Annotated in this window: 12 protein-coding genes; 5 read left to right on the top strand and 7 right to left on the bottom strand. The window is 63.5% G+C overall.

Annotated elements, in window-relative coordinates:
* Positions 1-516 precede the first annotated feature (516 nt).
* Both ABMD26_RS19275 and zapE read left to right on the top strand, forming a co-directional pair.
* Positions 517-1,659 carry a M14 family metallopeptidase gene (locus tag ABMD26_RS19275; protein ID WP_354311272.1) on the top strand — a complete coding sequence of 381 codons (1,143 nt, stop codon included), beginning with the start codon at positions 517-519 and terminating at the stop codon, positions 1,657-1,659.
* 27 nt (positions 1,660-1,686) lie between these two features.
* A complete protein-coding gene (gene zapE, locus ABMD26_RS19270; protein ID WP_502948324.1) occupies positions 1,687-2,790 on the top strand; it encodes a cell division protein ZapE in 1,104 nt (367 codons plus the stop codon).
* An 8-nt stretch (positions 2,791-2,798) separates the two neighbouring features.
* Here the strand turns inward: zapE and ABMD26_RS19265 are convergent, their stop codons facing one another.
* Complete coding sequence (locus ABMD26_RS19265) at positions 2,799-4,676, bottom strand: propionyl-CoA synthetase (RefSeq protein ID WP_354311270.1); 1,878 nt, start codon at positions 4,674-4,676, stop codon at positions 2,799-2,801.
* A 157-nt stretch (positions 4,677-4,833) separates the two neighbouring features.
* Between ABMD26_RS19265 and ABMD26_RS19260 the strand changes: the two genes are divergently transcribed.
* Positions 4,834-6,120, top strand: coding sequence for a leucine-rich repeat-containing protein kinase family protein (locus ABMD26_RS19260; RefSeq protein ID WP_354311268.1), 1,287 nt, complete (start codon positions 4,834-4,836; stop codon positions 6,118-6,120).
* A 202-nt stretch (positions 6,121-6,322) separates the two neighbouring features.
* Here the strand turns inward: ABMD26_RS19260 and ABMD26_RS19255 are convergent, their stop codons facing one another.
* Positions 6,323-7,027, bottom strand: coding sequence for a YebC/PmpR family DNA-binding transcriptional regulator (locus ABMD26_RS19255; protein WP_090359250.1), 705 nt, complete (start codon positions 7,025-7,027; stop codon positions 6,323-6,325).
* A gap of 113 nt (positions 7,028-7,140) precedes the next feature.
* Complete coding sequence (locus ABMD26_RS19250; protein WP_056843571.1) at positions 7,141-7,692, bottom strand: NADPH-dependent FMN reductase; 552 nt, start codon at positions 7,690-7,692, stop codon at positions 7,141-7,143.
* A 175-nt stretch (positions 7,693-7,867) separates the two neighbouring features.
* Between ABMD26_RS19250 and ABMD26_RS19245 the strand changes: the two genes are divergently transcribed.
* Both ABMD26_RS19245 and ABMD26_RS19240 read left to right on the top strand, forming a co-directional pair.
* Positions 7,868-8,077: a hypothetical protein gene (locus ABMD26_RS19245; RefSeq protein WP_043185963.1), complete on the top strand. Its 210-nt coding sequence runs from the start codon at positions 7,868-7,870 to the stop codon at positions 8,075-8,077.
* Between the two features lie 61 nt (positions 8,078-8,138).
* Entirely contained in the window at positions 8,139-9,041 is a 903-nt protein-coding gene (locus ABMD26_RS19240; RefSeq protein WP_354311265.1) for a LysR family transcriptional regulator, read from the top strand.
* On the opposite strand, the gene ABMD26_RS19235 is transcribed toward ABMD26_RS19240, so the two are convergent.
* From ABMD26_RS19235 to ABMD26_RS19220, 4 genes are all read right to left on the bottom strand, one after another.
* Positions 9,024-9,581 (bottom strand): GNAT family N-acetyltransferase, encoded by a 558-nt coding sequence (locus ABMD26_RS19235; RefSeq protein WP_310792766.1) that lies wholly within the window; start codon positions 9,579-9,581, stop codon positions 9,024-9,026. The two genes, ABMD26_RS19240 and ABMD26_RS19235, sit on opposite strands and share 18 nt — an antisense overlap.
* Positions 9,582-9,599: 18 nt before the next feature.
* Positions 9,600-10,331: a DNA polymerase III subunit epsilon gene (dnaQ, locus tag ABMD26_RS19230; protein ID WP_134723202.1), complete on the bottom strand. Its 732-nt coding sequence runs from the start codon at positions 10,329-10,331 to the stop codon at positions 9,600-9,602.
* Positions 10,332-10,481: 150 nt separating this feature from the next.
* Complete coding sequence (rnhA, locus tag ABMD26_RS19225) at positions 10,482-10,934, bottom strand: ribonuclease HI (RefSeq protein ID WP_043185945.1); 453 nt, start codon at positions 10,932-10,934, stop codon at positions 10,482-10,484.
* Complete coding sequence (locus ABMD26_RS19220) at positions 10,934-11,704, bottom strand: methyltransferase domain-containing protein (protein WP_049858837.1); 771 nt, start codon at positions 11,702-11,704, stop codon at positions 10,934-10,936. The genes rnhA and ABMD26_RS19220 overlap by 1 nt, the downstream gene beginning before the upstream one ends.
* Between the last annotated feature and the right edge of the window lies 1 nt (position 11,705).

Raw genomic sequence — 11,705 nt, 5'->3', positions numbered from 1 at the left:
ATTCCAATAAGTATCCCGAACGGGAAATCGCTAGACGAAACGATTCATCCGTAGCAATCCCGCTGCATGATGAATAATTGACATGATTCCATGGCGAGCCCACCTTAAACTTCTAACTACCTGTCTCAGATCGACTTTTCTGCAAGCTTGATATGTTGGCGACGTTATGGCGCTGCGCCATATAAGCAATAGGCTAGTACGTCGCGACGCTCAAGGGCTGACGATTTATAACAATTTCACGATATCAGACCGCTATCACCCGACAGGTGTAATCCGGAAAAAAACGGCACGGCATTAGTTTGCGCAATAACTAAACAGCCGTATTCGACTTGCTGGCCGCCTACTATTGACCACAACTTCAAGTTGCACGAACCACCCCTGAACCGACCTGTCATCGATTCAGCGACGCCGCACCTCATTACGAAACCCATGAAAGAAGTTGCTGCGCTAGTTGCGGAATGGCCCACTGCTCGGTGTACAGTGGCGGTACAAGAATTCAGGTACAGGAACACGACCGTGACTCGCCCCTCCCCGCAGATCAGTGCCGACTTCGACAGCGGCAACATCGAAGTCATCGACGCACGCGATCCGCTCGACGTACACCTGGCGATCCGCCCGGACCGTGAGAGCGCGCACTTCCAGTGGTTTCACTTCAAGGCCGCAGCGCTGCAGGTTGGCCAGCGCTACGAATTCAGGTTGCAGAACGCCGCGCAGTCTTCCTACGGACACGCCTGGCACGGCTACCATGCCGTAGCCTCTTGCGATCAGAAGCACTGGTTCCGCGTGCCCAGCACCTTCGACGGCCAGGCCCTGCGCTTCGGTCTGGAAGCGCAGAACAGCGACATGTGGTTTGCCTACTTCGAGCCTTATAGCCGCGAGCGCCACGACGCCCTGATCGATCGCGCCGTCATGCAGGCCGGTCTGCAACTCCTGGCCGTGGGGCAAAGCTGCGAAGGGCGGGAAATACCGCTCCTGCGCAAGGGCGATGGTGCGCCGGGCAAGCGTCGGCTGTGGCTGATCGCCCAGCAGCATCCGGGCGAGCACATGGCCCAGTGGTTCATGGAAGGGGTGATCGATCGCCTGCAGGCCAATGATGCCGAGGTCCAGGCGCTGCTGGAGAAGGCCGATGTGTACCTGGTCCCGAACATGAATCCCGATGGCGCCGTGCACGGTCATCTGCGCACCAACGCCCGCGGTCGGGACCTGAACCGTGCCTGGCAGGATTCCAGCGCCGAATACACGCCCGAAGTGTTCTTCGTTCAGCAGCAGATGGACAAGCACGGCGTCGACCTGTTCATCGACGCCCACGGTGACGAAGAAATCCCCTACGTGTTCACCGCCGCCTGCGAAGGCAACCCTGGCTATACCCCACGCATCGCCCAACTGGAACAGACCTTCCGCGACCTGTTGTGCGCCCGTACCCCTGACTTCCAGGCAGTACACGGCTACACCCGCGACAAGCCGGGCGAGGCCAACATGACCTTGGCCTGCAACAGCGTCGGCGAGCGATTCGACTGCCTGTCGCTGACCCTGGAGATGCCGTTCAAGGACCACGACGACGCACCGGACAGTCATACCGGCTGGAACGGCCAGCGCTCCGCGCGACTGGGCGGCGATGTGCTGAGTGTGCTTGCGCAAATGGTCTCGGGTCTGCGTTGACCCACGGTTCGTCATGGAGCACCCCGATTGACCGCATTACCGTCGCTGCACGCCCTGTACAAACGCCTGTTCAAACCCGAGCCGAAGGCTGAAACCAGCGACGAGGCTGCAGCGTTGCACGCTTGGTTCGATGAACGGGCCAGGCAATCGGGCTACACCCTGGGTGCCGATCAAACGCAGGTCATCGCCAGCATGGCCGAGCGAATGCCTGCCTTGCTCCAGGGCACGGCGGTGCGCAGTCTGTACCTGCATGGCGCCGTGGGGCGCGGCAAGAGCTGGCTGCTCGATGGGTTGTTCAGGGCGGCTCCTCTGGAAGAAAAACGCCGCCTGCACTTCCACGATTTTTTCGCCCAGTTGCATCAGGGCATGTTCCGCCATCGGCAGGCCGTCGACCCATTGGCAACCGCCCTGGATGAGCTGCTGGAGAACTGCCGTCTGCTGTGTTTCGATGAATTCCATGTGCACGACATCGGCGACGCCATGCTCATCACGCGGCTGTTCAAGGCGCTGTTCGAACGAGGCATCCTGCTGGTCGTGACCTCCAACTACCCGCCCGAAGGCCTGCTGCCCAACCCCCTCTATCACCAGCGCTTCCTGCCCGTTATCGAGCTGATCAATGCGCGCATGGATGTGCTGGAAGTCGGCGGCGCCACCGATTACCGCAGCCTGTCCCAGGACCGACCGCAACAACGCTTCACCCGCGGCCACTATGTATGGCCCGGCACCGCAGCGCAGCGGGCGCGGCTGCAGCTGCCGCCAGCGAATCTGGAGCCGGTGCCGCTGGACGTCGGCAACCGACGGCTGCGCGCGCGCCTGATCGACGACGACCGCGTCCATTTCACCTTCGCCGACCTCTGTGAAGAACCCACGGCGGTCATCGACTACCTGGCGCTGTGCAAACGTTTCGAGCGGTGGAGCATCGACCATCTGCCGCTACTGGACGAGTGCTCGACCGCTGTCCAGCAACGCTTCATCAACCTCATCGACGTGCTGTACGACCAGGACAAGACCTTGATACTGGTCGGCGAACGCCCGCTGGCCGAGAGCCTGGCGGGTTCGGTCATCGACCTGATGCGCACACGCAGTCGACTGGGGCAGTTGATCGTGCTCGATGAGCAACCGCCCCGATAGCGGCTCGGCTAACGCGCAGCGAGCACCTGGGCGATCTCCTCCAGTATCGCCGGGTCGTCGATGGTCGAGGGGGCGACGAACACTTCCTGCGCCGCAATCTTGCGCAGCACCGCGCGCAGGATCTTGCCAGAGCGGGTCTTGGGCAGGCGCTTGACCACCAGCACCCGTTGCAGGCACGCCAGCGCGCCAATGGATTCACGTACCTGCGCCACCAGTTGCGCCTGCAGCACGCTGGGGCTCACGTCACTGCCGTCCTTGAGCACCACCAGCGCCAACGGCACTTCGCCCTTGATTTCATCGCTGACGCCGATCACGGCGCACTCGGCCACGTCGGCATGGCGGGCAACCAGGTCTTCCATTTCACCGGTCGACAACCGATGGCCCGAGACATTGATGACATCGTCGGTGCGCCCCATGATGTGCACATAGCCGTCGGCGTCCAGGTAACCGCCGTCGCCGGTGTGGTAGTAGCCGGGGTAGCGTTCCAGGTAGCTTTGCAGGTAGCGCGAATGATCGCCCCACAGGGTCTGGCTGCACCCCGGTGGCAACGGCAGCGCGATGACGATGGCGCCCTGCTCGCCCGGCGCCAGCAGCTCGCCCTGCTCGTCCAGCACCTGCACGTGATAGCCCGGAACCGCCCGGTTGCTCGAACCCACACGCACTGCCGAACCCTCCAGGCCCATGCAGGGCGCGGTCACCGGCCAGCCTGTTTCGGTCTGCCACCAGTGGTCGTGGACCGGCTTGCCAGTCTGCTCTTCCAGCCACCGGTGAGTACTGGAATCGAGCTTCTCGCCGGCCAGGAACAACTGGCGCAACGAGCTCAGGTCATAGTCGCGCAACAACCGCCCTTCCGGGTCTTCCTTGCGAATCGCGCGCATGGCGGTGGGCGCGCAGAACAGCGCATTGACCCGGTATTGCTCGATCACGCGCCAGTAGCTGCCGGCATCGGGCGTGCGAATCGGCTTGCCCTCATAGAGAATGCTGGTGCAGCCGCACATCAAGGGTCCGTAGACGATCAGCGAGTGGCCCACCACCCAGCCGACGTCGGAAATCCCCCACCACACATCACCTGCGCGCATGCCGTAGATGGCGCCCATGGTGAAAGTCAGGGCGACCGCGTTGCCGCCGGTTTCCCGGACGATGCCCTTGGGTTTGCCGGTGGTGCCGGAGGTGTACATCACGTACAGCGGATCGCCGCTGGCCATGTCCACGGCTGCAACCGGCTCGGCATCCTGCAACTGTGCCTGCCAGTCCAGATCGCGCCCCTCCTGCAGTTGCGCCAGGGCCTGCGTGCGTTGCAGTACCAGCACTTGCTGCGGCGCGTGACGTGCCAGGCTCAGGGCCTTGTCCACCAGAGGCTTGTAGGCAATCACGCGGTCGAATTCCACACCGCAGGAGGCCGTCAGCAGCAGCTTGGGCCGGCAGTCGTCGATGCGCAGCGCCAGCTCGTTGGCGGCAAAGCCGCCGAACACCACCGAATGCACCGCGCCGATCCGCGCGCAGGCCAGCATCGCCATGGCCGCCTCGGGCACCATCGGCATGTAGATCACCACGCCATCACCCTTGCCCACGCCCAGGCGAGTGAGCACGCCCGCCAGCCGCGCCACGTGGTCGAGCAGCTCCTCATAGGTAAAGCGTTGCTGGACCCCGGTCACCGGTGAATCGTAGATCAGCGCGGTCTGCGCGCCACGGCCGAGTGCCACCTGCCGGTCCAGGCACAGATAGCTGGTATTGAGACGGCCGTCGGCGAACCAGCGATGGGTGCCGTCTGGCTGTACATCGAGCACGTGCCGCGGAGGGTGCGACCAGGCGACTGACCGTGCCTGTTCTGCCCAGAACCCGGCCGGGTCGGAAATGGAGCGTGCGTACGCTTGCTGATAGTTCATCGATAGCCAACCCTGGATTGTTGTTATTGAAGGGCGAGCATTGAGTATGGCTGGCGTTGGCCGAGCTGCCAGCCTACCAAGGTCGAACGGCGAACGTGGCGTGACGCCCACGAACCGCTATGATGGCCCCCGCGATTTCCTTGACGACGGTTGTCCCATGAATACCCTCGAGCTGCTCGAAGCCGGCCAACTGGCTGGCACCACCCGACTGGACCTGTCCTGCGGCCTGACCGAATTTCCCCAGGCCATCTTCACCCTGGCCGACAGCCTGGAGGTGCTCAACCTCAGCGGCAACGCGCTGACCCGCCTGCCCGATGACCTGCACCGGCTGCACAAGCTCAAGGTGCTGTTCTGCTCGGACAATCCCTTTACCGAATTGCCCGCCTGCATCGGGCGCTGTCCGCAGTTGAGCATGGTGGGCTTCAAGGCCAACCGGATCGAACACGTGCCGGCAGAAGCGCTGCCTGCTCAGTTGCGCTGGCTGATTCTCACCGACAACCGTATCGAACACTTGCCCGAAGCACTGGGCAACTGTCGGCAGATGCAGAAGCTGATGCTCTCGGGCAACCGTCTGCAGGCCTTGCCCGATAGCCTGGCGCAACTGGAAAACCTCGAATTGCTGCGGCTGTCGGCGAACCGTCTGCCGGCCCTGCCCGACTGGCTGCTGCGCCTGCCGCGGCTGGCCTGGCTGGCCTATGCCGGCAACCCGATGAGCGAAGCCTTCACCACACCGCACAGCGAAGGCACGCGCGGACACATCGCCTGGGACGACCTGCGCCTGGACGCGCAGCTGGGGGAAGGCGCTTCGGGGATCATCTACCGCGCCCATCTGGACAGTGGGCAGCCGGTGGCCGTGAAGCTGTACAAAGGTGCGATGACCAGCGACGGTTCACCGGTCAACGAAATCAACGCCTGCATGGCCGCGGGTGAGCATCCGCAGCTGATCGATGTCCTGGGCCGGCTGAGCGGGCATCCCGACGGTACCGCCGGGCTGGTCATGGCCCTGATCGACCCTTCGTTTGCCAACCTGGCGGGACCACCCAGCCTGGCGTCCTGCACGCGCGACATCTACTCGGCCGATTTCGCCATCGACCGCGATGCCCTGTTGCGCCTTCTGCGGGGTATGGCCGGAGTCGGCGCCCATCTGCATGCGCGCGGGATCAACCACGGTGATTTCTACGCCCACAATGTGCTGTGGCAGGAAAATGGCGAGTGTCTGTTCGGCGATTTCGGCGGCGCCTCGTTCTACCCCGGCGACAGCGGCGAGGTATCACAGGCACTGGAGCGCATCGAAGTCCGCGCCTTCGGCTTGCTGTTCGAAGAGTTGCTGACGCGTTGCAACGAAGTGGACGACGACCTGTGGGCGCTGCAACGCCAGTGCGTCCAGCCCCAAGTCCTGGCCCGCCCCAGCTTCGCACAGATCACCCAGCGCCTGGATACCTGAGTCCAGCCCGACCTACCGCGCCGAACCCGGACGCGGCTCGCGCCGCTGCTACACCGGCGGCGCAAACCCACGCCCACGGCATGCGCCGATCCCACCGCGGCGCAAATCCACGCCTACCGCATGCGCCGATTCCTGTAGCAGCGGCGCGAGCCGCGTCGGCGATACATGCGATCAACCTGATGCACCGCAGGCGCCGATTAAATCAACCGGCCAGGCCGACGTAGACGTTCTGCACGTCATCGTTACCGTCGATGGCATCGAGGAAGTCTTCCACTTCGGCCAGCTGCGCGGCATCGTCCAGGGTCACCGGGTTCTTCGGCACGTAGCCGATCTTCGCCGACACCACAGTAAAGCCCTGGCCCGGCAATGCCTTGCAGACAGCGTCCAGATCGGTGGTTTCGGTCAGGAACAGGAACGCGCCCTCGTCGGCCGCCTCGACTTCCTGGGCACCGGCTTCAATGGCCGCTTCCTCGGCATCGACATCGGCCGAATCAGGTGTCGCCTCGATCATGCCGTAGTGATGGAAATCCCAGGACACCGAACCCTCGGCGCCCAGCGTGCCCTTGCGAAACAGCACGCGAATCTGCGAAACGGTGCGGTTGACGTTGTCGGTCAGGCACTCGACGATCACCGGCACCTGGTGCGGCGCAAAGCCTTCGTACTTGACCAGCGTGTAGTTGACCGCATCGTCGCCCACGCCGGCGCCTTTCTTGATGGCGCGTTCCAGCGTCTCGCGGGTCATCGAGGCCTTCTTGGCCTGTTCGATCACCAATCGCAGGCGGGCGTTGGTGTCCGGATCGGTACCGGAACGTGCCGCGATCGAAATTTCCTTGGACAGCTTGCCGAAGATCCGCCCCTTGGCGTTGGCTGCTGCTTCACGATGTTTAGCTTTCCACTGTGCGCCCATTTACCCGCTCTCTTGTTCGCTTGACCCATGCGCGGGCGACTGCTGCCCGCGCGTTGCGGCGCAGTTTACCTGCCCGCCGGGAGCGGATCGACCAAAATCCGCCGGGCCCGCCATCAAGCCACGCGTTCAACCCAGCGCCCGAACGCATCGATGAAACCCTGCAGGAATGGCCGGCTCTTCTCCACCACCTGCCCGTTCTCGTCGAACAGGCCACCGGCGTGCCCCAGGTAGGCTTCGGGCTGCTGCATCATTGCCACATCGAGAAACACCATGCACTGGCGCAGGTGTTGGTTGGCCCCGAAACCACCGACGGCGCCGGGCGAGACGCTCATCACCGCGCCTGGTTTGCCGGTGAAGTGGCTCTGGCCATAGGGGCGCGAACCCACGTCGATCGCGTTCTTCAACGGCGCCGGCACCGAGCGGTTGTACTCGGGCGTGACGAACAGCACGGCATCGGCTTCGCCCAGCGCCTGGCGAAAGGTGTTATAAGCAGCGGGGGGCGTGACATCGATGTCTTCGTTGTAGAGCGGCAGATCGCCGATTTCGACGATCTTCAGCGCCAGGTTGTCAGGCGCCATGGCCTGCAGCGCCAGAGCCACCTTGCGGTTGATGGAATCCTTCCTGAGGCTGCCGACCAGTACCGCAACCGAATAGACCTTGCTCATGTCGTTACCCTCGTAGTGGATTGATCGAGGGGTAGTTATAGATGACTTGGCCCGGTTTGTCCGCCACCAGTCCGGAACCCGCACTATTTTTCCTCGCTGGCAAAACTACCTGAATAAACAGAGGTCTACAGTGCCAGCGAGATAAGCGCAAAATTCTTCAGAGGTTGGAAATAAAATGGCTGCAGTGCTGGTTGGGCAATTTCATGCACGCGATGCGGAAGGTCGCATCTACCCGGTGCATGAGTTTCAGGAATCGACCCCGGCGGTCGAAGGCAGCGCGCCGACCTCCACCTACAAGCTGGCCATCGGCGATCGCGTCAATCACCTGGGCGAAGACCGTTTTCAACTGGTGCAGAGCGGCGTGGAAATCATCCGAATCCCTTGATCGTCCGTGCACCGATTTGCGTTAGCATACCTTCCGAACCCTTAGCTGGTACGGACTGCGCATGAGACTGCGCCACATCGAAATCATCCAGGCGCTCTGCCAGACCGGCGAACTCAAGAGCGCCGCGCAGATGCTCGATATTTCCACGCAAACCCTTGAGCAGACCCTGCACGATGCCGAACGGCAACTGGGGTTTCTGCTGTTCGCACGGGTCCGCGGCCATTTCCAGCCCACGCCGGAAACCCTGCGCATGCAGGCCGACATCGCCGCGGTGCAGACTCAGGTCGAACGTTTGCAACGCCTGGCCGACGGTTTGCGCGAGCACCAGGACCCTGGTTTGCATGTGGTCTGCACGGCGTCCCTGGCTCACCAGCTGTTGCCGCAGAGCATCGCGACCCTGCGCCGACGCTTCCGTGAAACGCCATGCACCCTGGGGGTCCAGAACACCGAGGAGATGGTACGCAGCCTGCTGCTGCACCAGACCGACGTCGGCCTGAACCTGCACTGCCCCCAGCATCCCTCCATCAGCAGTCAGGTCCTGGCCGAAGGCAAGCTGCAGCTCCTTGCTCCCCAGGGATGGCTCTCTCCAAAACATCGCTATATCGCACTGCATGAGCTGGCGGGACAGGCCATGATCGGCCTGGAAGGGGAAGATCCGCTGAGCCTGGTGCTGGAGCACAAGCTGCAATCGCTCAATCCGCCGCCGCGAATCCACACGCGGGTGCAGACCTATCCGATGATGCGCAGCATGGTCGCAGCCGGTGAAGGCTTGGCCATCGTCGATCCGTTCACTGCGGCAGACGCGCGTGATCAGGGGCTGGACACCTGCCCATTGTCACCCGCCGTGCCGGTGACCTTGTACGCCCTCACGCGCAACGCAAGGTCGAGCTCGGCAGCCGAGAAGACCCTGCTGGAAATCATCGCCCACAATGCTCAGGCGCTGCTCTCACCCGTCCGCGAATAGCCGATACCAGAACAGCGCCGTCTCGTGGCTGGCCGCATCGATCGCCTGATAACGCAGGTAGTCGATGCCGCCCAGCCGGAAACCGCAGCGCTCGTACAGACGGCAGGCCGGCAGGTTGTTGTTCTGGGTTTCCAGCATGATGCCCGGCAGGCCTTGCTTCACGGCCCAGAACCGCACCACGTCCAGCAGCGACCTGGCCACACCCAGGTTGCGCGCCGAAGCATCGACGGCCAGCTCGTCGACATAGGCGAGGTTGTTCCAGTGCCGACTGACCACCACATGACCGACCGCTTTCTCACCCAGCCAGGCCATGAAGATGGCGCCGCCAGTGTCGGGCTCGCGATAACGGGCGAACTCGGCCGGATCGATGCCATAGTCCTTGCGATAGGCCCGTATGGACCTCAGGGGCCAATCGGCTACCGGTCGATTGAACTCGGGCGAGGCGTAGCCAGACACCTGGGCACTGAAATCGGCACCCAGTACATAGTCGTCGAAGCTGGCGTCGGCCAGTCGGATGCACACTTGCGCAGAGAACGTCACCGAGTGCGCCGAGGTGGCCTATGAGCCCAGTTGCGTCCAGAGCGCATCGGCTCCGGCGGCTTTGGCGATGATCTGCAGGCGCGCCATGTGCTCGTCGAGCTCGGCCTGACTGGCGCGGATGATAGCCGTCTGCCGACGGTCCGCAGGCAGGCGACGAATCTCGCTGCCCTGCTTGCTGCTGCTGTCGCCATCGCTGGCGTTGCCGGCCAGCGACAGACTGGTCTGCCCCCCGGTCATGGCCAGGTAGACGTCCGCAAGGATCTCCGAGTCGAGCAAAGCGCCGTGCAGTTCGCGCCCGGAGTTGTCGATGCCGTAGCGCTTGCACAGCGCGTCGAGGCTGTTGCGCTGCCCTGGATGACGCTCACGCGCCATGGCCAGGCTGTCGATCACCGTGCAGTACTCGGCAATGTTGGCGCGCTCGGGCATGCCGGCGATCTTGAACTCGTTGTTCAGGAAGCCGACGTCGAAGGTCGCGTTGTGGGCGATGATCTGCGCGCCCTGGATGAACTCGTAGAATTCGTCGGCGACTTCGGCGAACCGGGGCTTGCCGACCAGAAACTCGTCAGTGATGCCGTGCACGCCAATGGCGCCCTCGTCACTGGGTCGGTCCGGCTGCACGTAGACGTGAAAGTTGCGCCCGGTCAACCGGCGTCCCATCAATTCGACGCAACCGATCTCGATCACGCGATGGCCATCGGTGACCGGCATACCGGTGGTTTCGGTGTCGAATACTACGGAACGAACGGCCATGGGCAAAAACTCTCGAACGGGTGAGCGGAAATCGGGGGTAAAACGAAGAGCTGTCGGTTCGAGAAGATCGAACCGCGGGCGGTGAAACTCTAGCACAGCACGGCAGGCGCTCCCAGCGACCTGCCTCGGGCTACCTGACCGGCTGCGTGGCTACGCCTGACGCATGCCCCGCACTTCATCGACCCCGCGGTTGGCCAGGTCATCGGCGCGCTCGTTGCCCGGATGGCCATTGTGCCCGCGGACCCACTGCCATTTCACTTCATGGCGATTGACCTGTTCATCGAGCTGTTGCCACAGGTCGGCGTTCTTGACCGGCTGCTTGGCGGCGGTCTTCCAACCGCGTTTCTTCCAGTTGACCATCCACTCGTTGATGCCTTTCATCACGTATTCGGAGTCGGTCACCAGCAGCACGCTGCAGCCACGCTTGAGCTCCTGCAGGCCGCGAATGGCAGCGGTCAGCTCCATGCGGTTGTTGGTGGTGGTGCTTTCGCCGCCCCACAACTCTTTCTCCACGCCCTTGCACACCAGCAACGCACCCCAGCCACCCGGGCCCGGATTGCCCTTGCAGGCGCCGTCGGTGAAGATTTCCACAGTGTCACTCATCAGGCTTTTCCATCGATGTTCGGATTGTCTCGGTTGACCTTGGCCATTGGCAGCGGCAACAGCTTGCCCATGGGCTCGCGGCGTTGCTGCACCAGTGGCCGCAGCCCCACCACCATCTTGCGCGCGACCAATATATAGAAGCCTCCGCCGCCGCTCTGCCACTTGCCGGCAACCCGCTCCAGACCGGCGAGACGCGCCTGCCAGCTGGGCGAAGCAAGCGGCGGACGATAACACCCGAACCGGCGTTTCTCCAGCCCGAAGCCCAGCAGGTTGAGCCAGTCGGCGACCCGCGAGGCGGAGAAACAGCGGGCCTTGTGCAGGGCGTCCTTGGCGAACACCCGCCGTGCGCCCCACGCGCTCCACGGGTTGATGCCGACGATGAGCAGGTGCCCGCCTGGCCGTACCGCGCTGGCCGCCTCGCGCAGCAGGCCATGGGGCGACAGGCTGAAATCCAGCCCGTGCTGCAGCACCACGACGTCGGCGGCGTGTTCGCCCAGGGGCCAGGCCTGTTCCTCGCAGACGATCTCGACCCCAGGAAACGGCGCGCCCATGCGCACGTTGCGGTGGATCTGCCCGGCCACCGGTGGCGGCTCGGCGCTGGGGCCGTAGTGCACCAGGTAGCCACCGAAGAAACGCGCCAGCTCTTCCTCGAGCAGGCGCTGCTCCTCACGCAGCAGCAACTGGCCATGCGGCCCGGCGAACCACTCGCGGGCCTGGCCGATCAGGTCCAGCCACTGTGGGTCGGCCTGGGCAAAGGCGGTATCGGTCATG

The sequence above is a fragment of the Pseudomonas sp. PvP001 genome (genome assembly GCF_040546375.1).
GTDB lineage: Bacteria > Pseudomonadota > Gammaproteobacteria > Pseudomonadales > Pseudomonadaceae > Aquipseudomonas > Aquipseudomonas coleopterorum.
This window is presented reverse-complemented; position numbering and strand designations above follow the sequence as displayed.